The sequence below is a fragment of the Streptomyces ureilyticus genome, assembly GCF_011045025.1.
In the GTDB taxonomy this organism is placed as follows: Bacteria; Actinomycetota; Actinomycetes; order Streptomycetales; family Streptomycetaceae; genus Streptomyces; species Streptomyces ureilyticus.
Window position 1 is genome coordinate 1 of the sequence record NZ_JAAKZX010000146.1, and the last position, 24,277, is coordinate 24,277.

Consider the following 24,277-nt stretch of genomic DNA (forward strand, 5'->3'; position numbering starts at 1 on the left):
CCATCCCCCGTTCCCCCTGTTTCCCCTACTCAGTGGTCACCGGAGGCAGCTCCCCCGTGCGAGCCGCCTGCGCATACCAATGCGCACTCGACTTGGGCGTACGAGCCAGCGTCGAGTAGTCGACGTACACCGCGCCGAAGCGCTTGCCGTAGCCGTAGGCCCATTCGAAGTTGTCCATCAGGGACCAGAGGAAGTAGCCGCGGACGTCCGCGCCGTCGGTGATCGCGCGGCGGACGGCCGAGAGGTGGCCGTGCAGGTAGGCGATCCGCTCGGGGTCGTGGACGCGGCCGTCGGGGTCCGGCTTGTCGTCGTAGGCGGCGCCGTTCTCCGTGATGTACAGGGGGAGTCCGGGGGCCAGGCGCGAGTAGCGCATGATCAGCTCGTGGAGGCCGGTCGGGTCGATGGTCCAGCCCATCTCAGTGCGCTCGCCGGGGGTTTGGTGGAACATCACGTCGTCCGCGCCGGGCCAGGGGGAGTACGAGCTGGCACCGTGGCCGTCCGCGCGCGGCCCTGTCGGGGTGGACTCGGCGGCTGAAACCAGCGCCGGGGTGTAGTAGTTGAGGCCCAGGGCGTCCAGGGGCTGGTGGATCAGCTCGAGGTCGCCGTCGAGCACGTACGACCAGTCCGTGACCGAGGACGTCGCCTCGAAGAGCGTCTCGGGGTACGCGCCGTTCAGCATCGGGCCGTGGAACACGCCGTTCGCCAGGTCGTCGATCCGCTGCCCGGCCGACAGGTCCGCCGGGTCCTGCGAAACCGTCCTGATCACCGAGGAGTTGAGGCTCACCGCGACCGTGTTGCGGGCGGGCATCGCGGCGCGCAGGGCCGAAGTGCCGAGCCCGTGCGCCAGGTTGAGGTGATGGGCCGCCTTCAGCGAGGCCGCCGCGTCCGTACGGCCCGGAGCGTGCACCCCGGACCCGTACCCGAGAAAGGCGCTGCACCAGGGCTCGTTGAGGGTGATCCACTGCTCGACGCGGTCGCCGAGCGCCTCGCCGACGATCTGCGCGTACTCCGCGAACCGCAGCGCCGTGTCGCGCTCCGGCCAGCCCCCCGCGTCCTCCAGCTCCTGCGGCAGATCCCAGTGGTAGAGGGTGAGGGCCGGCTTGATGCCGTGCGCGAGCAGCTCGTCCACCAGGCGGCGGTAGAAGTCCAGGCCGCGCTGGATGGCGGGGCCGCGGCCCGTCGGCTGCACCCGCGACCAGGACACCGAGAAGCGGTACGCGCCCAGGCCCAGCTCCGCCATGAGGGCCACGTCGTCGCGGTAGCGGTGGTAGTGGTCGACAGCGATGTCACCGTGTTCGCCACCGGCCGTCTTCCCCGGCGTATGACTGAAGGTGTCCCAGATCGAGGGCGTACGGCCGTCCTCTCGCACCGCCCCCTCGATCTGGTACGCGGAGGTCGCGGCTCCCCAGAGGAAGGCGGGGGGAAAGGTCACAGGCTCAGGCATGGAAGCGCTCCCATTAGGGGTCGTGGAGGGCCGAGGAGTAAGTGGGGGAGGTGATCGGGGCCGGGGCGTCGATGACCCGGCCCCGTCGGGCGGCGGCGCGGCGGGTCAGCCCTTGATCGCGCCTTGCATGATCCCGCCCACGATCTGCTTGCCGAACAGGAGGAAGGCGATGAGCAGCGGCAACGTGCCGAGCAGCGCGCCCGCCATGATCACCGACTGGTCGGGGACGTAGCCGGTACCGAGCGCGTTGAGCGCGACCTGCACGGTCGGGTTGTCCTGGTTGAGGGCGATGATCGGCCACAGGAAGTCGTTCCAGGCGAACACGAAGGTCAGCAGGCCGAGCACGGCCATCGCGGGCCGCGCCGCGGGGAAGACCACATGCCACACGATCCGCAGACTGCTCGCGCCGTCCACGCGCGCCGCCTCGATCAGCTCGGTGGGCAGCGCCTGCACCAGGTACTGCCGCATGAAGAACGTGCCGAACGCGGTGCACAGGGTGGGCAGGATGACGGTCTGCAGCTGGTTGGACCAGCCGAGGTCGGCCATCCACAGGTACAGCGGCACGATGGCGAGCTGCGGCGGGATCATCATCGTGCCGATGGTCAGCAGCAGCAGGGCGCTGGAGAACTTGAACCGCAGCTTGGCGAAGGCGAAACCGGCCAGCGTGGAGAACAGGACCGTGCCGACGGTGATGGTGGTCGCGACCAGCGTGGTGTTGAACATCGCGGTGCCGAGAGAGGCCTCCTCCCACGCACGCTCGAGGTTGTTGAACAGATTCCCGCCGAACCACAGCGGCGGCGGCGTCTGTGCGAGCCGCTGGTCGGTGCGCGAGGCCGCGATCGCCGTCCACACCAGTGGCGCCAGCGAGACGAGAGCGAAGACGGTCAGGACCACATAGGTGACCGGGCCCGCGTGCAGCTGCTTGCCCGCGCCGAGCATCCGGGGGCGCCGGAAGCCCCGGTCGCCCTTCGCCTTCGCCCCCTTCTCCTGCTCCTTCTCCTGAGTGAGGGGCACTTCGCTGGTGGTCATTGGGACTTCCTCAGGCGTCGGGAGACCAGCAGATTGATCACGGCGATGAGCAGCAGGATCAGGAACATCGACCAGGCGATCGCGGACGCCTTGCCGAGGTTGCCGATGACCCAGCCCTGGTCGTACATGTACAGGCCGAGCGTCTGGTAGTCGTGCCCGGAGCCGCCCTTCGAGCCGCTGACCCCGCCGAACAACAGGGGCTCACCGAAGAGCTGCGTCGCGCCGATCGTGGAGACGACCACCGTGAACAGGATCGTCGGCCGCAGCTGCGGGACCGTCACATGGCGGAACTGCTGCCAGCGGTTCGCGCCGTCGAGGGACGCCGACTCGTACAGGTCGGCGGGGATCGCCTGCATCGCCGCGAGGTAGATCAGCGCGTTGTAGCCGGTCCACCGCCAGATGACGATCGTGGAGACGGCGAACTTCGAACCCCAGTCGGACTCACGCCAGTTGATGGGGTCGACCCCGACGAAGTCGAGCAGCCAGTTGATCATGCCGCCGTCCCAGGAGTACAGCAGCACGAACACCAGCGTGGCCGCCGCCACCGAGGTGGCGTACGGGGTGAGCATGACCACCCGCCACACGGTCGAGCCGCGCAGCTTGTAGTTGAGCAGGTGTGCGAGCCCGATCGCCATGATCAGCTGCGGCACGGTCGAGATCACGCCGATGACGAGCGTGACCCACAGGGAGTTCCAGAAGAAGTCGGAGGACAACAGGTTCTGGTAGTTGTCCAGGCCCGCCCAGGTCTGGTTGTCCAGGTCGGACAGCTGCACGTTGTGCAGCGAGTACCAGGCCGTGTACAGCAGCGGGACGAGCGAGAAGGCCCCGAAGAAGATGAAGAAGGGGGAGATGAACGCGTACGGCGACGCCTTCATGTCCCAGCGGTACAGCCGGCTGCGCCAGGAACTGGGGCCTGGGGGCGGTGTACCGCGACCTTGAGCGCCCCGGGCCGCGCCCGGCTGTTCACCGGGCGCGGCGTCGGCGCTCGGCGCGGATTGCGCGAGAGCCTGTTTGGAGCTGGTCACTGGCCGAGCACGTCCTTGATCTCCTTGGTGGCGGCGTCCCAGCCCTCCTCGGGCGACTTGCCCTTCTGCTCGACCTGGAGGATGCCGATGTCGGTGAGTGCGGTGTTGATCGGCTGGTCCTTGATGCCGAAGTACTGGCTCGGGATGGTCTCGGCGGACTTCGAGAAGATCTCAGTGATCGGCGCGTTCGAGAAGTACGCCGAGGTGGCGGCCGCCGGCTTCAGGTCCGCATACGCCGACGGGGTCGACGGGAAGCTGGCCTGCTTGGCGAAGACCTTCGCCTGCTGCTCGGGCGCGGTCAGCCACTTCGCCAGCTTGACGGCCTCCTTCTGGTTCTTGCTGGCCGTCGGGACGCCGAGGAAGGCACCGCCCCAGTTGGCCGCGGTCGGCGCCGCCGCCACGTCCCACTTGCCCTTGCCGGAGGCGCCGGACTTCTCCTGGATGTAGCCGATCATCCACGCCGGGCAGGCCACCGTCGCAAAGGTGCCGTTGGAGTAGCCCTGGTCCCACGGCTTGTCGAACTGCTTCAGCTTCGCCGACATGTCGCTGGTCGCCACCTCCATGGCGACGTCCCAGGCCTTCTTGACGCTGTCCGACTTGTCCCAGATGACGGTTCCGTCCGTCTCGTAGTAGCGCTCGGGCTCGCCGCCGAGGGCCGCGTTGTAGACGGAGGAGGCGGAGTCCACGAACTTGGTGCCCCGGGGCGCCTTCTCCATGTACTGCTTGCCGAGGTCGACGTACTTGCCCCAGTCGCCCTTCCACTGTTCGGCGAGCTTGGTGCGGTCAGTCTCCAGTCCGGCCTTCTCGAACAGGTCCTTGCGGTAGCAGATCGCCATCGGGCCGACATCGGTGCCGAGTCCGATCTGCTTGCCGTCCTTGGTGGTGGCCTGGGCGTTCTTCCAGTCCAGCCACTGGGATTTGTCGACTTCCTTGCCGAGGTCGACGAACTTGTCGGCCTGGGTCTCCACCGCCTCGGTGACGTTCATGATCTCGATCGCCTGGATGTCGTCGGTACCGGCACCGGCTTGCAGACGGGTGAGGGTCTTGGGCCAGTACACGTCGGTGCGGGTGGTGACGTTCTCCTTGATGGAGACATCCGGGTTCAGCTTCATGTACTCGTCGTAGAGGCCGGCCTGCTTGTAGCCGAAGACACCGAAGGTGCCGATGGACAGCGTGGTCTTGCCGCTGCCGCCGTCGCCTCCGTCCGAGTTCGACGAGCCGCCGCCGGAGTCCTCTGCACAACCGGCCAGCAGCCCGGCGCCCAGCGACGCCACGGCCGCGAGGACTACCACCTTGCGGCGGCCGGTTCGGGTACGTGCGCGCATTGTCGTCCTCCTGTTGCCCTGACGTGCCGACCCCCCGGCCAACTCTCTTGCTGGGCCCGTGTGTTCTCACTTGCGGCTCGGGCGGGGAACGTGCGGGATGTGTATGTGCCAGGTACTGTGGGAGCGCTCCCACAAGTGATGTGTTGAAGGTTCGCCGCTCGAAGCGGGGGTGTCAAGGGACCGGACGGCGAGATATGTCTTCAGTTATCGGGCTGTTAGCTAACGTCAGTCAGCACTTCTTGGAGAGTGATCGAAGCCCGGTACCGGTGCCGGCAGATGGGCGCAGGACGCCGGGGTAGGGATCGACACTGTTAGATTCCAGGCCACACGCGGTGCGAGCCGTGTCGGACGGGAGGCAGGGGATGGTAGTCCACGGAGCGCGGGGCCGCAGCGGCAGGCGGCCGACCCTCGAGGAGGTCGCCGCGCGCGCCGGAGTGGGCCGCGGCACGGTCTCCCGCGTCATCAACGGCTCCCCGCGGGTCAGCGAGGCCACACGTGCGGCCGTCGAGGCGGCGGTCGCGGAACTCGGTTACGTCCCGAACACGGCAGCCCGCGCTCTCGCCGCCAACCGCACCGACGCCATCGCCCTCGTCGTCCCCGAGCCCGAGACCCGCTTCTTCGCGGAGCCGTACTTCTCGGACATGCTCAAAGGCGTGGGCGCGGCCCTCTCGGACACCGAGATGCAGCTCCTGCTGATCTTCGCGGGCAGTGACCGGGAGCGGCGCAGGCTGGCCCAGTATCTGGCGGCGCACCGGGTGGACGGCGTCCTGCTGGTCTCGGTCCACGCGGACGACCCGCTGCCGGACCTGCTGTCCCAGCTGGAGATCCCGGCGGTGATCAGTGGCCGCCGATCCGTGGACGAGACGCTGCCCTCCGTCGACTCGGACAACTACGGCGGCGGCCGGGCCGCGGTGGAGCACCTGCTCGCCCGGGGCTGCCGCACCATCACCCACATCGCCGGCCGTCTCGACGTCTTCGGTGCCCAGCGCCGCGTCGACGGCTACCGCGACGCGCTGCGCGACGCGGGCCGCGAGGTCGACGAGGAACTGATCATCACGGGTGACTTCACGGAGGAGGGCGGCCGCCGCGCGATGAAGGAACTGCTGGCCCGCCGCCCCGACCTGGACGCCGTCTTCGCCGGCTCCGACGTGATGGCGGCCGGCGCCCGCCAGGTCCTGCGCGAGGCCGGCCGCCGCACACCCGACGACGTGGCACTCGTCGGCTACGACGACTCCGCCATCGCCCGCCACATGGACCCGCCGCTGACCAGCGTCCGCCAGCCGATCGAGGACATGGGCCGCGCGATGCTCGAGCTCCTGCTGGACGAGATCGCGGACCGCCGGCCCGCGGTGTCGCGAGGCCTGGAGAAGCGGCAGTTGGTACTTCCGGCGATGTTGGTGGAGCGCGACTCGTCGTGAGAGGAGCCCATCCCGCGGTGCTCGGGAACGATGAAGGCCCGGCCTGTTCGTATAGGCCGGGCCTTCATCCTCGAGGGTGAGTGACGGGACTTGAACCCGCGGCATCCTGGACCACAACCAGGTGCTCTACCAGCTGAGCTACACCCACCATGTCCGGCGGTTGTCCGCGTGGACTTCCCGACCGGCCGAGAAAAAGTGTACAGGGTCGGAAGGGGTGCTCGCGCCCGGGTTTTCATGGGCGCAGCACAGGCGCTACTCCCCAGGCAGGACGTGCTTTGCGGCGATCGCGCGGGCCGTCTCCGAGTCCGGGCCGGGGAGCGGGACGAAGACCGCCTCGCGGTAGTAGCGGAGTTCGGCGATGGATTCGCGGATGTCCGCGAGGGCGCGGTGGTTGCCGTTCTTCTCCGGGCTGTTGAAGTACGCCCGGGGGTACCAGCGGCGGGCCAGCTCCTTGACGGAGGAGACGTCGACGATCCGGTAGTGGAGGTACTGCTCCAGGGCCGGCATGTCCCGCAGCAGGAAACCGCGGTCCGTGCCCACCGAGTTGCCGCACAGCGGGGCCTTGCCCGGCTCCTTGACGTGCTCCCGTACGTACGCCATGACCTGCTCCTCGGCGTCCGCCAGGGTCGTACCGGCGGCCAGCTCGGAGAGGAGACCGGAGGCGGTGTGCATCGCGCGCACCACCTCCGGCATGGTCTCCAGCGCCGTGTCGGGCGGGCGGATCACGATGTCCACCCCTTCCCCGAGCACGTTCAGCTCAGAGTCGGTGACCAGTGCGGCCACCTCGATGAGCGCGTCGTCGGACAGCGAGAGGCCGGTCATCTCGCAGTCGATCCACACCATGCGATCGTTCATATGTCTTACCCTACGGCCCCTGCGGTACCGGGTGGCAGGCGCGGGACCAGGGCAGCCGCCGGGCAGGGCGGGCGGCTGACCCGTAAGGGCCGATGGAAACCGCCCACCCCACTACGGCTTTACGTCCCTTACGTCCCTTACGGCGCGCTCCGCTGCCCCGGCAGGCTCGGCCGGCCGTTGGCGTACATCTCGTTGCCGCTCCTGTCCGGCTCCGTGGACAGGGACGCCGACGAGCCCACGGCGTGCGCGGCGGCCGTGCGGCGGGTCTGCTGGGGAACCGAGGCGGACTCCTGCGGGGCCGCCGGTGGCGGTGGCGGTCCCTCCGTGTCCGAGGGCTTGTCGGACTGCGGGCGCCGGGCCCGGTAGGCGGCCCGGTACGCGGCCGGGGACGAGCCGAGCTGCCGGCGGAAGTGACCGCGCAGGGCCACCGGGGAGCGGAAGCCGCAGCGGCCCGCCACCTCGTCCACCGAGTAGTCGGATGTCTCAAGCAACCTCTGCGCCTGCAGTACCCGCTGCGTGATCAGCCACTGCAGGGGAGCGCTCCCGGTGAGCGAGCGGAACCGGCGGTCGAACGTACGACGGCTCATGTACGCGCGTGCCGCCAGCGTCTCCACGTCGAACTGCTCGTGGAGATGCTCCAGCGCCCAGGCGACGACCTCCGCGAGCGGGTCGGCGCCGATCTCCTCTGGTAAAGACCGATCGAGGTAGCGCTCCTGGCCGCCGCTGCGCCGGGGCGGGACCACCAGACGGCGGGCCAGCGCTCCGGCTGCTTCGTTTCCGTGGTCCGTCCGCACGATGTGCAGACAGAGGTCGATACCCGCCGCCGTACCCGCCGATGTCAGCACGTCGCCGTCGTCCACGAACAGTTCGCGGGGATCGACGTGCACGGACGGATAGCGCTTGGCCAGCGTCGGCGCGTACATCCAGTGGGTGGTCGCGGGGCGGCCGTCCAGCAGCCCTGCCGCGGCGAGTACGAAGGCGCCGGTGCACAGCCCGACTATGCGGGCGCCCTCCTCATGCGCCCGGCGCAGTGCGTCGAGCGCCTCCTCCGGCGGCGGCGAGGTGATCGACCGCCAGGCGGGCACGACGACCGTGCCCGCCCTGGATATCGCCTCCAGCCCCTGGGGCGCGGTGAGTTCGAGTCCCCCGGTGGTCCGCAGGGGCCCCTCCTCCCCGGCACAGACAAGCAGCCTGTAGCGCGGCACGCCGGCGTCCTGGCGGTCGATCCCGAACACCGACAGTGGAATGGAACTCTCAAAGATGGGGCCGCCGCTGAACAGCAGCACCGCGACGATCTCCTTGCGGCGTCGCCCGGAAAGTTTCCGGGCCGCGGCTTCCGGCGCGGCAGCGGAGTCGTGGCTCATACTGCTAAGCCCCCCTCGGTGGTCGCGGCGCCCTTAACCTTTCGGGTCTGTCGCTCCAACACGTTTCCCCTCGGTCCTGCACGAGTCCCCCGCCGTCAGACAGCATGATCGAATCTACTGTGTCCCGTGGTACCTACGTGACCAGTTCAGCACTCGGCACATTGTCGACATGACAACTTGGCGTGAAGCATTCGATCACGAAGCGTTGCACTCGTGGGCCGTACAGGGAAGTGCGCCTCGCATGCGTGGCCGGTCCCCGTAGGGTGTGAGGCCCCTTGGCACCCCTTTCGGTGCAGGTGGAACGGGGGGTGAAGACCCCTTCGGCCAAGGAATGCGCAGGAGCCGGAAGTTGGCTGAAAACCACCGGGCGCGTGAGCTGAAACCGGTCAGTCGACCGGCGTGCTTTCCGGGGCTCTCCGGCCCCCTCTGTGCGCTCCTGTACCGCCCCTGATGCGCCGTCGGCGACCGGCTGTCCGTTTCCCGGCCGGTTTGTTGGCCGGTTTGTTGGGCGTGGCGGCCGCCGCGTACCGCTCGGACCGCCTCAGCAGGGCCCGGCACGCCGCCGTCACCGCCGCCAGACCGAGGGCCGTGCCGGCGGCGCCCGCCAGAGAGGTTCCGTACCCGACGAGCACCACCGGGACCAGTACGCAACTGAAGGCCGCCCAGCGCACCACATCGCTCACGGAGTCGCCGACGGACTCCCGCGCGGCGGGCTTCCCGGAGGAGGGCTGGGGTGCGGGCACGGTGGGCCTCCCTGGACGGTGGCTTGGGCCTCCCTGGAGCGGTGGCTCACCGGAGTTCAACGCCTGTTCGACCGGCCGGTCACGGAATCCGCCCCGTGGCGGGAGTGTGCCGGAACAATCGAGCGGCAGAGGCGGACGGAGAAGGCCGTCAAACCGAGCAACTTCCGCCCCACGCCTGTCGAAACCCTGCGCAAACAGCCTGTACGGGGCAGCAACCATTGCGTTGCGGGCACCCTCTCGGGCATGCTCCCTGGAACCCTCCCGCGGCCGTCGCGGGATCTGGGCAGAGGAGGCGTGCCGCCGTACCCTTGGGGGTATGGGGTTGGGAAGATGATTCCCGGACACAGCTCCGTAGCACCTGTCGTCCCACCCATGAGGATCCAAACGCCGAGACAGCCATGGCCGGTCAAGAATTCTTCGATCCCGCGGACCGCAAGCGCCCCGTCGTCGACCCCACGGCGTCCGAGCCCTTCGCGGCGGAAGAGACACGTCAGTCCTGTGACCCCGCGTTCAAGCACGGCGTCGTCGTCGGCTTCGACGGCTCGACGTCCAGCGAGCGCGCCCTTTCCTATGCGATCGGGATGGCACACCGCTCGGGCTCCGGCCTGATCATCGTGCACGTCGCCAACCGGCTGCCGACCACGGTGTGGGCGGGCTGTGAACCCCCCGTCTTCGTCGACGTCCCGGACCACCGCACCGAGGTGCTCGGGCTCGAACTCGCCTGCGCGGACTACCTCGCCGAGGTGCCGTGGATCCTCGTCGAGCGCGGCGGCGACATCTGCCACGAGCTCGAGGAGGTCGGGCGGGAGTACGAGGCGGACGCGATCGTCGTCGGCTCCACGCAAGGCATCGTCGGGCGGATCTTCGGCTCGGTCGCGGGGCGGCTCGCCAAGCGGGCGCAGCGGCCCGTCATCGTCATCCCGTGACGCGTCTCCTTGTTCCCGTTGTCCCAGGTGAGGCACGGCGCGTCGGAGTGTCGGGCTGCTTCTGACGCGGCATAAACCTACTCGTGCGTAGAGGTGTTTGTGTCTTTGTGAAGGGTACAAACCGGTCGTCAGGCCGATGCGGCCCGGCATTGGGCATCGCGCAAGCGCACCTGTACGAAAGGAGCCCCGCCGTGAACAACGACGTCACTGCGGGAAGCACCATCACCACCCTCGGTCATCTCGCCCTCGGCATCACTCTGCTGTTCTTCGGCCTCGGTCACACCGAAGTGATCGACGGCGTGACGGCGGCCGACGCCGTGGGCCTCGCCACGTACGTGGGCGGAATCGCGCTCTTCATCGCGGGTCTGTTCGCGTTCCGCGACCGTGACATCGTCACCGGCACGGCCTTCACTGGGTTCGGCGCCCTGTGGTTCGCCTGGGGTGCGATGGCGGGCGACTGGGGAGTCACCGCCGGCAGCACCCTGTCGGACAACGCCGCAGGGCTCTTCTTCCTGCTGTTCGCACTCGTCGCGCTGACCCTGACCCTCGGGGCAGCAGCCCGCGGACCGCTCGCACAGGGCGCCTACGGACTGTTCTTCGTCGCGCTGCTGCTACTCGCCATCTCGAGCTTCGCGGACAACGAGGCGCTCGGAAAGGTCGGCGGCTGGTTCGCCGTGGCGGGCGGCGCCGTGGCCTGGTACGCCGCGACGGCGTTCCTGGCCCACTGGCCCACCGCGCTCCCACGACGCGCTGCCGGCCGGAGGATGACGGCTCCCGGCTGAGGCAGCCACGAGCCGAGGTAATGGGCGACCTCGGCTCTCGCAGGAACGGCCTCCCTGGTGCTGGTGGCACACCCGGGAGGCCGTTCGATGCGTACGAGGGCTACTCCACCGTCACCGACTTGGCGAGGTTCCGGGGCTTGTCGATGTCCCGGCCCAGGGCCAACGCCGTGTGGTAGGCGAGGAGTTGGAGCGGGATGCCCATCAGGATCGGGTCCAGTTCGTCCTCGTTCTTCGGGACGACGATCGTCCTGTCGGCCTTCTCCTGCTCCTGGTGGGCCACCGCGAGGATCTTGCCGCTGCGGGCCTTGATCTCCTCCAGGGCGGCGCGGTTCTTCTCCAGCAGGTCGTCGTCGGGCACGATCGCGACCGTCGGCAGCGCGGGCTCGATCAGGGCGAGCGGGCCGTGCTTGAGCTCGGAGGCGGGGTACGCCTCGGCGTGGATGTACGAGACCTCTTTGAGCTTCAGCGAGGCCTCGCGGGCCACCGGGTAGCCGCGTACGCGGCCGATGAAGAGCATCGAGCGGGCCTCGGCGTACTCCGCCGCCAGCTTCTCGATCTCGCCCTCCTGGGCGAGGATCTCCGAGATCTGCGCGGGCAGCCTGCGCAGGCCGTCGATGATCCGCTTGCCGTCGCGGACCGACAGGTCGCGGGTGCGGCCCAGGTGCAGGGCGAGCAGCGCGAAGGCGACCGTGGTGTTCGTGAAGCACTTGGTGGAGACGACGCAGACCTCGGGTCCCGCGTGGACGTAGATGCCGCCGTCCGCCTCGCGGGCGATGGCGCTGCCCACCACGTTCACCACGCCGAGCACCCGCGCGCCCTTGCGCTTCAGCTCCTGCACGGCGGCCAGTACGTCGTACGTCTCACCGGACTGCGAGACCGCGATGTACAGCGTGTCGGGGTCGACGACCGCGTTGCGGTAGCGGAACTCGGAGGCCGGCTCGGCGTCCGCGGGGATACGGGCCAGCTCCTCGATCATCTGGGCGCCGATCATGCCCGCGTGGTACGAGGTGCCGCAGCCGAGGATCTTCACACGGCGGATCTTGCGCGCCTCGCGGGCGTCCAGGTTCAGGCCGCCCAGGTGCACGGTGGAGAACCGGTCGTCGATGCGGCCGCGCAGGCACCGGTCCACGGCGTCGGCCTGCTCGAAGACCTCCTTGTGCATGTACGTGTCGTGGCCGCCCATGTCGTACGAGGCGGCCTCCCACTCCACGGTGGTCGGCTCGGCCGTCGTACGGGTGCCCTCGGTGGTGTACGTACGGAAGTCGTCGGCCTTCAGCGTGGCCATCTCGCCGTCGTCGAGGGTGACGATCTGGCGGGTGTGGGCGACCAGGGCGGCGATGTCCGAGGCGACGAACATCTCTTTCTCGCCGATGCCGAGGACGACGGGGGAGCCGTTGCGGGCCACCACGATGCGGTCGGGGAAGTCGGCGTGCATCACGGCGATGCCGTACGTGCCCTCGATGACGCGCAGTGTGTCGCGGACCTTGTCCTCGAGCTTCACGGCCTGCGAGCGGGCGATGAGGTGGGTGAGGACCTCGGTGTCGGTCTCGGAGAGGAACTCGACTCCGTCGGCCTCCAGCTTCCTGCGCAGGTCGGAGGCGTTGTCGATGATGCCGTTGTGGACGACGGCGACCTTGCCCTCGGCGTCCAGATGCGGGTGCGCGTTGACGTCGGAGGGGGCGCCGTGCGTGGCCCAGCGGGTGTGGGCGATGCCGGTGGTGCCCTTGAAGCGGGCCGGAACCTTGGCCTCCAGGTCGCGGACCCGGCCCTTGGCCTTGACCATCTTGAGGCCGGCCGTCTTCGGGCTGGTCACGACGATGCCGGCGGAGTCGTAGCCGCGGTACTCCAGGCGCTGCAGGCCTTCGAGGAGCAGCGGCGCCACGTCCCGCTTGCCGATGTAACCGACGATTCCACACATACAGAAGGCCCCTAGCCCTAGACGATCTAGCCATAAACGATGCGGCGCAGCTGCCTGAGCGTGAGCTCGGGCGGTGCGACCGCGCGGTACTTCAGGTCTGCCGCGATCCGTTCGAAGATCGCCGCGTTCACCAGGCCCTGAACCTGGAGCTCGCGATGGCGGCGACGGACGTAGTCCTCGGTCGTCTCGTCGAAGTAGGCGAGCACGTCCTGGATCACCCGCAGTGCCTCGCCCCGGCTGAGGGCGGTGGAGCGCGTCAGATGATCAACGAGTTCGTCGTGCACTCGATGATCCTGAAGGATGAGGCGAGTGATCGCAAGAAATCTGCCCGATATCGGGCAGCAATGTGGCGGAACTGTCGCAAAGGATCTGCGTTGGCCGTAAACGATCTGTGACGGCTCGGAGGGCCGCTCAAAGACGCTTCAGGATGGCCTGCTTGGCCAGGGTGAACTCCTCCTCCGTGAGGATGCCCGACTTGTGTAGTTCGCCGAGTTCGCGAAGGCGGCGCAGGAGGGCGTCGTGGTCGGGCTCGGCGGGCGGTTCGGCGTCCTGGGCGGGGGAGTTCGAGCCTATGGGCACCCGGTCCTCGATGGACGACGCCGAGGGGTGCGGAAGGCGGGCCTGCACCGCCGCCGCGACCAGCGCCATCAGCGGGTCCTTCTTGAAGCCCCACAGCTCAACGGAGTTGGGGTCGTACTTCGGCGGAGCCTTGGTCGGGGCGTTGCGGACGGTGAAGCGGAGATAGCCGTTCTCCAGGCCGACCGCGGGGTGCCACTCCACCGACTCGATGTCCGCGAAGTAGAGCATGCGCGAACCGGCGGCCGACTTGGCCTCCTCCGTCTTCCAGTTCCACTCCAGCCGTATGCGTTCCCCGTCGAAGCTCGCGGTGCCGTCCCCGGCGGACACCGACAGCGGCACGGACGGGCCGGGAACCAGATAGCGGTCGACGGCGGTGGCCGGGACCTGGTCCAGCAGCAGCGCGTTGCGGATCTCCTCCACGAAGTACTCGGCGACGCCGTAGCGGTCGGAATCGACGGCGAGCTGGTACGGGTCGTTCGGCTCGGCGAGCTTGCCGCCGGTCGCCTGCAGCAAGGGGTCCGCGCCCTCCCGCAGCCGGAGCTTCAACCGCCCGGACTTCTTTCCCTGTTCGAAGGAGATCCCCGCCAACGCGCCCAGCGGGACGGTCAGTTCACCCAGTGTCTTCCGCAGCAGGCTCACGTTCTTGTCGCGCCCCGGGGTGAGGTGCAGGGCATCGCCGTCGAAGGTCCAAGTACCGTCCTTCTGGATGATTTCCGCCATACGGCAATTCTGTACGACGGCGGGCGCCCCCTGGGACCGTACGTGAGGGCGCCCGCCTGCTGGTGGGGCTGTCTGTTGCTACAGCCCGGCTATGGGGTTCTTGAGGTTGCCGACGAGCTGGAGTGCTCCCGCCGGATCGGCGAGGTCGACCATCTGCTCGTTGTTGCGCAACTGGAGCCGGTTGAGGCAGGACAGTGCGAACTCAGGCGCGAACATGTCGTACTGCCGGAACTTGTCGGCCAGTTCGGGCGCGGCTGCCTGATAGTCGCGTACGCAGTCGGCGACCGTCCGCCAGAAGTCGGTCTCCTCGATGACGCCCTCGTCGGCGAGGTTCGCGGCCAGGAAGCGGAAGAAGCAGTCGAAGACGTCCGTGAGGATCGACAGCAGCTTCTTGTCCTCGGGCACCTCGACACGGATCCGCTCGACCACCGGCGGCAGCACCGCGTCCGGGTCCATCACCGCGATCTCCTCGGCGATGTCCTTGTAGATCACGCGCTGTACGACGCCGTCCTTGAGGACGAGGATGACGTTCTCGCCGTGCGGCATGAAGACGAGGTCGTACGCGTAGAAGCTGTGCAGCAGCGGCGTGAGGTAGGCGTACAGATAGCGCCGCAGCCACTCCGTCGGCGTGAGCCCCGAGCGCTCGATCAGTGCCGCCGCGATGGACGCGCCCTCGTGGTCGACGTGGACGAGGGAGGCCATGGTGGCCAGTTGCTCGCCCTCGCGGAGGGAGGGGACCGGGCTTTCGCGCCACAGGGCGGCGAGCATCTTGCGGTACGGGGAGTAGCGGTCGGTGGCGGCCTCGTACTCCAGGTGCCGGTAGCCGACGGCCGCGCGCTCGCGGATGACCGACAGGCCGGTGGACTTCAACACCGGGTCGTTCTGCACGAGTTGGGCCAGCCAGTCGTTGATGGCCGGCGTCGCCTCCATGTACGCGGCGGAGAGGCCGCGCATGAAGCCCATGTTGATGACCGACAGGGCGGTCTTCACATAGTGCTTCTCGGGGGCGCTCTTGTTGAAGAACGTCCGGATCGACTGCTGGGCCAGATACTCGTCGTCGCCCTCACCCAGGCACACCAGGTGCTGCTGGGCGACCTCGGCCGCGAAGGTCACGGAGAGTTTGTTCCACCACTGCCAGGGGTGGACCGGGATGAGGAGGTAGTCGTCCGGGTCGAGCCCCTTTTCGGTCAAGGTGACGGAGAACCGCTTCAGCGTCTCGTCCCCGAGCTCGGACCGCAGCAGGGACTCGTAGTCCAGGCCGACGCCCGCCGTGAACGCCGCCCGCGAGCGGTGCGCCGCCAGCCAGATCAGCCGTACGGGGCTCGCGGTCTCGGGAGCGTACGAGAGGTACTCGTGGACCCCGAAGCCGAGCCGCCCGTTGTTGGCGACGAAGCAGGGGTGGCCCTCGGTCATCCCCGTCTCGATCTCCTGGAAGCCGCTGCTCGCGAGCTCGACGGAGGTGAGTTGGGGCTGCTTGGTGAGCTTGTAGCAGGTGCCGGAGAGGGTGGAGGAGATCTCCTCCAGATAGACCGGCAGGACGTCGTCGCTGAGGCCCAGCGCACCCCTTAGCTCGATGAAGAACTCCAGGGCGTGCAGGGGGAGTTCCCTGCCGTCGCGGTGCCGGCTGATCGACTCGGCGTCGACCTGCCAGTGGTCGAGGGCACGACGGGCGGCGGTGAAGCGGTAGCGGGTGAGGCCGTCGTCGCTGCGTACGACGTACGAGCCGTCGTCGGTGGCCTCCGGGGTGATGAGCCGCTCGTGGGCGAACTCCGCGAGGGCCTTGCGGATGAGGAGGCGGTTGGCGCGCGCCCAGCGTTCGGGGGTCAGGTGCGCCACGGCGTCGGACAGGTGCGGTCCGGTTGCGGTGTCGGTCGTCAGGGTCATGTCGCGGGTCATATCGCCACTCCTCGCGAAGCCAAGAACTGTTCGCGCGTGCAGAAGGACAGCAGCGCGCGCTTCTCCGGCTTCTGGATCTCGCGTACGGGCACGAAGCCGACGGCCTCGTTCAGCGCGTGCACCGCCGTGTTCGTCACGTCCGGTTCGACGACGACCCGCCGGGTCCGCGGGTCGGCGAACAGGGACTCCATCACCGCGGTGATCACGGCCCGGGTGAAGCCGTGCACGGGTGTGTCCGTCGGCGCCACCAGGAAGTGCATGCCGACGTCGCCGGGCTCGGGCTCGTACAGGCCGACGAGTTCGACGTACCGCGGGTCGTAGCGCTCCATCAGGAACGCCGGCTCGCCGTCGTGCAGCCCGATGAACGCGTCGTGGTGCTCATGGACGGCGATCCGCATGTACTCGCGCTCCACGTCCTGGAGCCGGGCGCCCTGCATCATCCAGTAGGCCGCCTTGGGATGGGTCACCCAGGAGTGCAGCTGCTCGGCGTCGGAGAGTGGGTCGAGGGGGCGCAGCGAGAGCGCCCCGAGAATCTGGGTGCTCATACGGCGAACTCCTGGAAGGCGATGGTCTTCTCGACCGGGTAGTACTCGCTGCCGAGCAGCTCGCGGATGATGTACGCGTTGCGGTACGCGCCCATGCCGAGGTCCGGCGAGGTGATCGAGTGCGTGTGCACGCCCGCGTTCTGCAGGAAGATGCCGCGCCCGGTCGTGTCGATGGCGTAGTTGCGCGCCACGTCGTAGTTGCCGTGCTCGTCGTAGAGGATGCGGTCGCGAACGGGCTTCAGGAACTGCGGCTCCGCGTACTTGTAGCCGGTCGCCAGGACCAGGCCCTCGGAGTGCAGCTCGTAGTCCTTCTCCTGCTCTTCCTGACGAAGGCCGAGGGTGTACGTGCCGTTCTCATAACTCACGCTGTTCAGCGAGGAGTTGGTGAGCAGCCGGGTAGGGACCGGGCCGCCGAGGTTCTTCTGGTAGAGCAGGTCGAAGATCTCGTTGATCAGCTCACCGTCGATGCCCTTGAAGAGGCCTTTCTGCTCCGACTGGAGGCGGTAGCGGGTCCGCTCCGGCAGCGCATGGAAGTAGTCGATGTACTCCGGGGAGGTCATCTCCAGCGTGAGCTTGGTGTACTCGAGCGGGAAGAACCGCGGAGAGCGCGTGACCCAGTTCAGCCGGTAGCCGTGGACGTCGATCTCGCTCAGCAGGTCGTAGTAGATCTCCGCGGCGGACTGTCCGCTGCCGACCAGCGTGATCGACTTCTTCGCCTGCAGCTCCTGCTTGTGCTGCTGGTAGCGGGAGTTGTGGATGAAGTCCCCACCGAGACCCTGACAGGCCTCGGGGATGTACGGCGGCGTGCCGGTGCCGAGCACGAGGTGGCGGGCGCGGTAGGTCTCGCCCGCTTCCGTCCGTACGACGTACACGTCATCGACGTACGTGACCTCTGTGACCGTCGTGTTGAAGCGGATGCTGGAGAGCTGCCCGGCGGCCCAGCGGCAGTAGTCGTCGTACTCGACGCGCAGCGGATAGAAGTTCTCGCGGATGTAGAACGCGTACAACCGCCCTGAGGATTTCAGGTAGTTGAGGAAGGAGTACGGGGACGTCGGGTCGGCCAGGGTGACCAGGTCCGACATGAACGGCGTCTGGAGGTGCGCGCCCTCCAGGAACATTCCGGAGTGCCACTCGAAGTCCGGCTTGGACTCCAGGAAGACGCCGTCGAGTTCGGTGATCGGCTCGGTGAGGCAGGCGAGGCCGAGGTTGAAGGGGCCGAGGCCGATCCCGATGAAGTCGTGGGTCTTCGCGGGGGATTCGGGAAGCGCGGATTCAGGAAGCGCGGTCAAGGGACTCTCCTCCCAGGTACTGCTCGGCGTGGCCGGCGATCAAGTCGAGTACGGCGGCTATGTCGTCCGTCGTGGTCTCGGGGTTGAGCAGGGTGAACTTCAGGTAGTGGCGGCCATCGACCTTGGTGCCCGCGACCACCGCGTCACCGGAGGCGAACAGGGCCTTGCGGGCGTACAGGTGGGCGCGATCGATCTCGGCCGGGTCGGTGACGGCCGCCGGGATGTAGCGGAAGACGAGAGTGGACAGCGACGGCGCGACGACCACGTCGAAACGCGGGTCGGCGGCGAGCAACTTCCAGCCGTCCTGCGCCAGTTCGCAGACCTCGTCGAAGAGCTCGCCGATGCCGTCGGCGCCCATCACGCGCAGCGTCATCCACAGCTTGAGCGCGTCGAAGCGGCGGGTGGTCTGCAGGGACTTGTCGACCTGGTTGGGGATGCGCTCCTGCACCATGCGGCGCGGGTTCAGGTACTCCGCGTGGTACGTGGCATGCCGCAGCGTGGCCGCGTCCCGGACCAGCACGGCGGACGAACTCACCGGCTGGAAGAAGGACTTGTGGTAGTCGACGGTCACGGAGTCGGCGCGCTCGATGCCGTCGATGAGGTGGCGGTTCTTTCGCGATGCCAGCAGCCCGCAGCCGTACGCCGCGTCGACATGCAGCCACGCGCCGAACTGGTCGCACAGCTCGGCGATCTCGGGCAGTGGGTCGATGGAGCCGAAGTCGGTGGTGCCCGCGGTGGCGACGACGGCCATCGGGATCAGCCCGTCGCGGCGGCAGCGCTCCAGCTCATGGGCGAGCGCGACGGTCTGCAGGCGCTTGTCGCGGCCGACCGGGATGGAGACCACGGAGTCCTGGCTGAGGCCGAGCAGTTTCGCCGACTTCTTGACGCTGAAGTGGCTCACCTCGGAGGCGAAGACACGCAGTTTGGCGTACGAGGCTGGATGTTCCCACCCTGCCCGCCCTGGCTTGGCCTCCTCGCGGGCGAGGAGCAGCGCCTGGAGGTTGGACTGGGTGCCGCCGGAGGTGAACACGCCGTCGGCGGCCGGGCCGAGGCCGATGCGCTCGGTGGTCCAGTCGATGAGCCTGCGCTCGATGAGGGTGCCGCCGGCCGACTGGTCCCAGGTGTCCAGCGAGGAGTTGACGGCCGACAGGACCGCCTCGCCGACGACGGCGGGGATCACGACCGGGCAGTTGAGGTGCGCGAGATAGCGCGGGTGGTGGAAGTAGACCGCGTCGCGCAGGTAGAGCTCTTCGAGCTCGTCCAGGGCCGCGGTGGTGTCGAGCAGCGGCCGGTCGAGGTCGACCTTGTCGATGCGCGGCGCGAGGGCGTCGACCGTGACGCCGGTGAACGGACGGTCTGCGGTGGCGAGTTTGGCCGCCACCCGCTCGATTCCTTCGGTCACGGAGCTGCGGTACCGCTCCGCGGTCGTGTCATTGAGCAGGTGCGAGCGCATGGGGGGTTTCCTCCGGGGACAGAGAGGGGGTGGGGCGCGGTGTTCCTGAGAGCGTGTGACTTAGGTAAGGCTAACCTAACCTCTCGGCTCTCGCTCGTCCCTCATGTCCCTTTAGTTGCGCCTATGCCGACGTTTGGTGGCTGTCCGTGAGGGATGGATCACTCTCCTTGGGTCACTCTCCTCGGATCACTCTCCTTGCTCGAGCCGCTGATCCTCGGTCAGCCCGAGCCGCCAATAGCCGACGAACCTGATCCGCCGGCGGTCGATCTCCCGCTCGCGCACGAGATGGCGGCGCAGCTCCTTCACACAGCCGGCCTCGCCCGAGATCCAGGCGTACGGGCTTTGTGCGGACGGGAGTTGGGTGGAACGGATCGCGTCGAGAGCCGTGGGGGACCCTTCGTCGCGTACGAGCCAGGTGATCTCGGCGTCCGCGTCGGTGCTCACGTCCAGGCGGTCGCCCGCGTGCGGGACCTCCAGCCAGACGCGGGCTCTGGTCCCGGCCGGCAGCGACTCCAGGATGGCCGCGGCGGCGGGCAGGGCCGTCTCGTCCGCCCACATGACGACCAGATCGGTGTCGGCGGGCGGACGGAAACGTATCGCCCCGTTGTCGGCGACCGCCGGGCCGATCAGGGCGACATGGTCACCGGCCTTGGCGTCGGCGGCCCAGCGGGAGGCCGGGCCCGCCGGGGTGGCGGCGCCGGGCTCCGTGCCGTGCAGCACGAAGTCGATGTCGATCTCGGTGGTCAGCCCCTGCGCGTCGCGGCGCAGCGCCCGCAGCGTGTACGAGCGCATCACCGCCCGTACGTCTTCGGGGATGCCGAGGTATGCCTCCCGCCAGCCCTCGCCGTACTCCAAGGGCAGGACGGGCTTCTCCTGCCCCGGGTGCGGCAGGAAGAGCGAGAGGCTCTGGTCCAGGCCGTCGGAGGTGAAGGCGCTCAGGTCGCCGCCCGTGAAGGTGACGCGGACGAGGGACGGGCTGAGCCGCCTCGTCCGTACGACCTGGAGGGAGAAGATACGGTACGGGGCGGCTACGGCCGTCGTCATGCGTGCTCCTGAGTTCTCGTCAGGGGGCGGGGTGTTCGGGCAACGCCGGCGGGTCAGGCGACCTTCTTGGCCTTCTCGATGGCCGTGGCGAGGTTCTCGAGGATGGGCGCGCACTTGTCGTAGGACAAGATCGGCTCCGGGTCACGCGCGATGACCTGACCGGCCTTCACCGCGGGCAGCTGCTTCCATGTGCCCTCGGTGATGTCGGCGGGCTGAATCGCCGAGGACCGGTTGTCCATCAGGATGAGATCCGCGTCGTACTTGTCGACGTTCTCCCAGCTGAGGTTCTCGAACCAGCCGCCGCTGGCCTTCAGTACGTCGGCGGGCGGCTCGACGAAGGTGACGCCGAGTGCCTTGAAGTACTCCAGGTCGACGGAGAGGTTCGAGGTGGAGACGTAGAAGATGTCCTGGCTCGCGGAACCGGCCAGCACCCTGATGCCCGGGTTGGCCTTGACGGCGGCGCGCACCTTGGCGGAGGCGTCCTCGAAGCGCTTCTTGGCGGCGGTGACCTTGGCGGCCTTGACGTCGGCGCCAAGGGACTCGGCGAGCGCCATCATGCGCTGCAGCGGCTCGGTCAGCCGGCGGTCGTAGACGGAGATGCCGACGCTCGGGGCGAGGGCGGCGATCTTGTCCTTGGACTCCTCGGGGACGTACCAGAGCGTGCCCGCGTCGTCGAACATGGTGGTGATCAGAACGTCGGGCGCCAGGGTGGCGTACTTCTCGACGTTGAACTGGCCGAACTCGTTGCCGAGAATGGTCACCTTTTTGATGTCGAGGTCGCCGGCCTGGACGTCGGGCTTGCCGTCCTTGGTCTCGGTGGGGCCGAAGACGCCCTTGACCTCGATGCCGTAGTCGTGGAGCGCGGCGGCGACGCCGGTGAACGCGACGATGTTCGCCGGGACCTTGTCGGTCTCGACGGTCTTGCCGCGGTCGTCCTTGAAGCTCCAGGGGCCGGACTTGGCGGCCTCCGTGGAGTCGGCCGAGCCACCGCTTTTCGCGTCGTCGTCGCCGCAGGCCGCGAGGACGGCGCCAAGGCCGAGGGCGCCGCCCGCGGCGAGTATGCCGCGGCGGGTGAGGTGGGCGGAACGGGCGTTGAACATGGTGGTGACTGCTTTCGCACAGGGCTGATCGCCCAAAGGACAGGTTCAAAGGTAGGTTAGCCTAACCTTATAAAGTGTCCAGGGCGCGGGTCTCACCTGCGGAAATGTCCGAGGGTGCCCGCGTCCGCGCCTGTGCGGACCCTGTGCGGCTCGGGTGCGGACCGGCCGCCGCCCGGGTGCCGCCGGGGTGTTGCGAGGGCGTCGGCAGGGAGGCTTTTCAGCCCGTCAGGCCCAACTCCCGTGCGATCAGCATCCGTTGGACCTCGCTCGTGCCCTCGCCGATTTCCAGGATCTTGGAGTCGCGCCACATGCGGGCCACCGGGTACTCGTTCATGAAGCCGTAGCCGCCGTGGATCTGGGTGGCGTCGCGGGCGTTGTCCACGGCGATCGTGGAGGAGTACAGCTTGGCCAGGGCCGCCTCCTTCTTGAAGGGGTCGCCGGTCACCAGGCGGGAGGCCGCGTCGCGCCAGGCCAGGCGGGCCGTGTGGGCCTTCATCTCCATGTCGGCGATCTTGAACTGGATCGCCTGGTTCGCGCCGATCGGCCGGCCGAAGGCGTGGCGCTCCTTGGCGTACTTGAGGGATTCGTCGACGCAGCCCTGTGCCAGCCCTGTCGCCAGGGCCGCTATGGCGATACGGCCTTCGTCGAGGATGCGGAGGAACTGGGCGTAACCGCGGCCCTCCTCACCGAGCAGGTTCGCGGCCGGGACGCGGACGTCGTCGAAGGACAGCTCGCGGGTGTCCGAGGCGTTCCAGCCGACCTTCGAGTACGCGGGTGCCACCGTGAAGCCGGGTGTCCCCGACGGCACGATGATCGCCGATATACGGGGCTTGCCCTCGGCGGTGCGGCCGGTCACCGCCGTGACCGTGACCAGACCCGTGATGTCCGTACCGGAGTTGGTGATGAAGCACTTGGTGCCGTTGATCACCCATTCGTTCGTCGCCTCGTCGAGACGGGCCGTCGTACGGGTCGCGCCCGCGTCCGAGCCGCCGTCCGGTTCGGTCAGGCCGAAGGCGCCGAGGATCTCGCCCGTGCAGAGGCGGGGCAGCCACTCCCGCTTCTGGGCCTCGGTGCCGAAGAGGTGGATCGGCATGGCGCCGAGGGAGACGCCTGCTTCGAGGGTGATGGCCACGGAGGAGTCCACGCGGGCCAGTTCCTCCAGCGCGATGCCCAGCGCCAGGTAGTCGCCGCCCATGCCGCCGTACTCCTCCGGGAACGGCAGCCCGAACAGGCCCATCCGGCCCATCTCCCGCACGATCTCGTACGGGAACTCATGCCGCTCGTAGAAGTCACCGATCTTCGGGGCGACGACATCGTGGGCGAACTCCTCGACCGTACGCCGGAGTTCTTCGAGCTCGGGGGAGAGCCGGTGGTCAAGTGACATGGGGGATCACTCCTTGTGGGAGAGGGCGCGGACGGTGCGGGAAGGGCTGGGCCGACCCAGCTGCTCGGCCATCCAGACGCTTGTGGCGATGAGACGGTCGAGGTCGACTCCCGTGTCGATGCCGAGGCCCCGCAGCATCCACACGAGGTCTTCGGTGGCGAGGTTGCCGGTGGCGGACTTGGCGAACGGGCAGCCGCCCAGGCCTCCGGCGGACGCGTCGACGGTCGTGACCCCGTGCTGCAGCGCCGCCAGGGTGTTGGCGAGGGCCTGCCCGTACGTGTCGTGGAAGTGCACGCCGAGCGTGTGCGTGGGCACGCCCGCTTCGTTGAGCGCGCTGAGCAGTGCCTGTACGTGCCCCGGGGTCGCGACGCCGATCGTGTCGCCGAGGCTCAGTTCGTCGCAGCCCATGTCCAGGAGCGCCCTGCACACCCGTACGACCTGGGGGACGGGGACCGGGCCCTCCCAGGGGTCGCCGAAGCTCATGGAGAGGTAGCCGCGGACGTGGCGGCCTTCCGTCTTCGCCCGGTTCACCACCGGCTCGAACATGGCCAGCGACTCGTCGAGGGTGCGGTTGAGGTTGGCCTTCGCGAAGGACTCGGTGGCACTGGCGAAGACGGCGACCTGCCGGGCGCCGAGCGCCAGGGCGCGGTCCAGGCCGCGTTCGTTCGGCACGAGGACCGGGAGCGCGACCGGGAGTTCGCTGACGCGGGGGAACAGCTGCTCCGCGTCCGCCAGTTGGGGCACCCACTTCGGGTGTACGAAGCTGGTGGCCTCGATGGTCGTCAGGCCCGCGTCGGCGAGGCGGTGGATGAACTCCGCCTTGACCTCCGTCGGGACCGTGCCCTTCTCGTTCTGCAGGCCGTCGCGGGCGCCGACCTCGTAGATCCGGACGGTGGCCGGGAGGCCCTGGGCGGGGACGGCCATGGGGAGTCCCAGTCCGGGAGTGGTCATGACGTGGCCTCCTCCTGCTCCTGCCCCAGCTCTTGCTCCTGGGGCGCGATGACGGCCAGCACCTGGTCCATGGCGACGGTCGAGCCCGGAGTGACGTCCAGCTCGGCGACGGTGCCGGCGTGCGGGGCGGAGATGACGTGCTCCATCTTCATCGCCTCGACGACCAGCAGGCTTTGTCCGGCGGTCACTTCGTCGCCGACGGCGACCTTGACGACGGTGACGGTTCCGGGCATGGGGGCGGTGAGGGAGTCGACGCCGGTGCGAGCAGCTCCGCTGAGGGAGGCGGCGACGGGGTCGTGGTCTTGGACGTTCCAGGCGTCGGCGTCGCGGCCCAGCCAGGTTCCGTAGTGGGTGAAGGTGTGGGTGCGGCCTTCGAGGTGGAGGGTGACGGTGGAGGGTTCTTTTTCCCCAGTCCCGCCCCTTCCCGAAAGCCGCCAGCACCGGCGGCTTCTCGAGCTCTGTCATACCGAGAACGCCCACCCAGAAC

Annotated in this window: 21 protein-coding genes, 1 tRNA gene and 1 pseudogene; 3 read left to right on the top strand and 20 right to left on the bottom strand. The window is 68.6% G+C overall.

The window, feature by feature from the left end; genetic code table 11:
• Positions 1 to 25: 25 nt before the first annotated feature.
• The 4 genes from G6048_RS33405 to G6048_RS33420 all read right to left on the bottom strand — a co-directional run bounded on the left by G6048_RS33405 (position 26) and on the right by G6048_RS33420 (position 4,823).
• The gene (locus G6048_RS33405; protein WP_165343341.1) at positions 26 to 1,444 is read right to left on the bottom strand and encodes a GH1 family beta-glucosidase; all 1,419 of its coding nucleotides are present in this window, start codon (positions 1,442 to 1,444) and stop codon (positions 26 to 28) included.
• A gap of 105 nt (positions 1,445 to 1,549) precedes the next feature.
• On the bottom strand, positions 1,550 to 2,383 hold the full coding sequence (locus G6048_RS33410) for a carbohydrate ABC transporter permease (RefSeq protein WP_165343360.1): 834 nt from the start codon (positions 2,381 to 2,383) through the stop codon (positions 1,550 to 1,552).
• A gap of 86 nt (positions 2,384 to 2,469) precedes the next feature.
• Complete coding sequence (locus G6048_RS33415; protein WP_165343342.1) at positions 2,470 to 3,498, bottom strand: carbohydrate ABC transporter permease; 1,029 nt, start codon at positions 3,496 to 3,498, stop codon at positions 2,470 to 2,472.
• Entirely contained in the window at positions 3,495 to 4,823 is a 1,329-nt protein-coding gene (locus G6048_RS33420) for an ABC transporter substrate-binding protein (RefSeq protein WP_165343343.1), read from the bottom strand. The genes G6048_RS33415 and G6048_RS33420 overlap by 4 nt, the downstream gene beginning before the upstream one ends.
• A 362-nt stretch (positions 4,824 to 5,185) precedes the next feature.
• Between G6048_RS33420 and G6048_RS33425 the strand changes: the two genes are divergently transcribed.
• Entirely contained in the window at positions 5,186 to 6,241 is a 1,056-nt protein-coding gene (locus G6048_RS33425; RefSeq protein ID WP_165343344.1) for a LacI family DNA-binding transcriptional regulator, read from the top strand.
• Positions 6,242 to 6,316: 75 nt separating this feature from the next.
• Here the strand turns inward: G6048_RS33425 and G6048_RS33430 are convergent.
• The 4 genes from G6048_RS33430 to G6048_RS33445 form a co-directional block, all read right to left on the bottom strand.
• Positions 6,317 to 6,389, bottom strand: a tRNA-His gene (locus G6048_RS33430).
• Between the two features lie 104 nt (positions 6,390 to 6,493).
• Entirely contained in the window at positions 6,494 to 7,096 is a 603-nt protein-coding gene (gene orn, locus G6048_RS33435) for an oligoribonuclease (protein WP_165343345.1), read from the bottom strand.
• Between the two features lie 137 nt (positions 7,097 to 7,233).
• Positions 7,234 to 8,460 (bottom strand): helix-turn-helix domain-containing protein, encoded by a 1,227-nt coding sequence (locus G6048_RS33440; protein WP_165343346.1) that lies wholly within the window; start codon positions 8,458 to 8,460, stop codon positions 7,234 to 7,236.
• A gap of 386 nt (positions 8,461 to 8,846) precedes the next feature.
• Positions 8,847 to 9,203 carry a hypothetical protein gene (locus G6048_RS33445; protein ID WP_165343347.1) on the bottom strand — a complete coding sequence of 119 codons (357 nt, stop codon included), beginning with the start codon at positions 9,201 to 9,203 and terminating at the stop codon, positions 8,847 to 8,849.
• A 398-nt stretch (positions 9,204 to 9,601) separates the two neighbouring features.
• Between G6048_RS33445 and G6048_RS33450 the strand changes: the two genes are divergently transcribed.
• On the top strand, positions 9,602 to 10,129 hold the full coding sequence (locus tag G6048_RS33450; protein WP_165343348.1) for a universal stress protein: 528 nt from the start codon (positions 9,602 to 9,604) through the stop codon (positions 10,127 to 10,129).
• A gap of 191 nt (positions 10,130 to 10,320) precedes the next feature.
• Entirely contained in the window at positions 10,321 to 10,911 is a 591-nt protein-coding gene (locus G6048_RS33455; RefSeq protein WP_165343349.1) for a GPR1/FUN34/YaaH family transporter, read from the top strand.
• A 100-nt stretch (positions 10,912 to 11,011) separates the two neighbouring features.
• Here the strand turns inward: G6048_RS33455 and glmS are convergent, their stop codons facing one another.
• From glmS to G6048_RS33515, 12 genes and pseudogenes are all read right to left on the bottom strand, one after another.
• Positions 11,012 to 12,829 carry a glutamine--fructose-6-phosphate transaminase (isomerizing) gene (glmS, locus tag G6048_RS33460; RefSeq protein WP_165343350.1) on the bottom strand — a complete coding sequence of 606 codons (1,818 nt, stop codon included), beginning with the start codon at positions 12,827 to 12,829 and terminating at the stop codon, positions 11,012 to 11,014.
• A 26-nt stretch (positions 12,830 to 12,855) separates the two neighbouring features.
• Positions 12,856 to 13,113: a hypothetical protein gene (locus G6048_RS33465; protein WP_165343351.1), complete on the bottom strand. Its 258-nt coding sequence runs from the start codon at positions 13,111 to 13,113 to the stop codon at positions 12,856 to 12,858.
• A 127-nt stretch (positions 13,114 to 13,240) separates the two neighbouring features.
• Positions 13,241 to 14,128, bottom strand: coding sequence for a DUF4429 domain-containing protein (locus G6048_RS33470; RefSeq protein ID WP_165343352.1), 888 nt, complete (start codon positions 14,126 to 14,128; stop codon positions 13,241 to 13,243).
• Positions 14,129 to 14,206: 78 nt separating this feature from the next.
• Positions 14,207 to 16,024 (bottom strand): IucA/IucC family protein, encoded by a 1,818-nt coding sequence (locus tag G6048_RS33475; protein ID WP_328827713.1) that lies wholly within the window; start codon positions 16,022 to 16,024, stop codon positions 14,207 to 14,209.
• Positions 16,021 to 16,569, bottom strand: coding sequence for a GNAT family N-acetyltransferase (locus tag G6048_RS33480; RefSeq protein WP_165343353.1), 549 nt, complete (start codon positions 16,567 to 16,569; stop codon positions 16,021 to 16,023). Before G6048_RS33480 ends, G6048_RS33475 begins: the two co-directional genes overlap by 4 nt.
• Complete coding sequence (locus G6048_RS33485) at positions 16,566 to 17,858, bottom strand: lysine N(6)-hydroxylase/L-ornithine N(5)-oxygenase family protein (RefSeq protein ID WP_165343354.1); 1,293 nt, start codon at positions 17,856 to 17,858, stop codon at positions 16,566 to 16,568. The genes G6048_RS33480 and G6048_RS33485 overlap by 4 nt, the downstream gene beginning before the upstream one ends.
• Positions 17,842 to 19,311: a lysine decarboxylase DesA gene (gene desA / locus G6048_RS33490; protein WP_165343355.1), complete on the bottom strand. Its 1,470-nt coding sequence runs from the start codon at positions 19,309 to 19,311 to the stop codon at positions 17,842 to 17,844. The genes G6048_RS33485 and desA overlap by 17 nt, the downstream gene beginning before the upstream one ends.
• A 186-nt stretch (positions 19,312 to 19,497) precedes the next feature.
• Complete coding sequence (locus G6048_RS33495) at positions 19,498 to 20,355, bottom strand: siderophore-interacting protein (protein ID WP_165343356.1); 858 nt, start codon at positions 20,353 to 20,355, stop codon at positions 19,498 to 19,500.
• Positions 20,356 to 20,408: 53 nt separating this feature from the next.
• Positions 20,409 to 21,455 carry an ABC transporter substrate-binding protein gene (locus G6048_RS33500; protein ID WP_165343357.1) on the bottom strand — a complete coding sequence of 349 codons (1,047 nt, stop codon included), beginning with the start codon at positions 21,453 to 21,455 and terminating at the stop codon, positions 20,409 to 20,411.
• Between the two features lie 217 nt (positions 21,456 to 21,672).
• Positions 21,673 to 22,839 carry an acyl-CoA dehydrogenase family protein gene (locus G6048_RS33505; protein WP_165343358.1) on the bottom strand — a complete coding sequence of 389 codons (1,167 nt, stop codon included), beginning with the start codon at positions 22,837 to 22,839 and terminating at the stop codon, positions 21,673 to 21,675.
• Positions 22,840 to 22,845: 6 nt separating this feature from the next.
• Positions 22,846 to 23,790 carry a hydroxymethylglutaryl-CoA lyase gene (locus tag G6048_RS33510; protein ID WP_165343359.1) on the bottom strand — a complete coding sequence of 315 codons (945 nt, stop codon included), beginning with the start codon at positions 23,788 to 23,790 and terminating at the stop codon, positions 22,846 to 22,848.
• Positions 23,787 to 24,170: pseudogene (locus G6048_RS33515) on the bottom strand (acetyl-CoA carboxylase biotin carboxyl carrier protein subunit); the annotation flags it as partial. The gene G6048_RS33510 and the pseudogene G6048_RS33515, both read right to left, overlap by 4 nt.
• Positions 24,171 to 24,277: the final 107 nt, after the last annotated feature.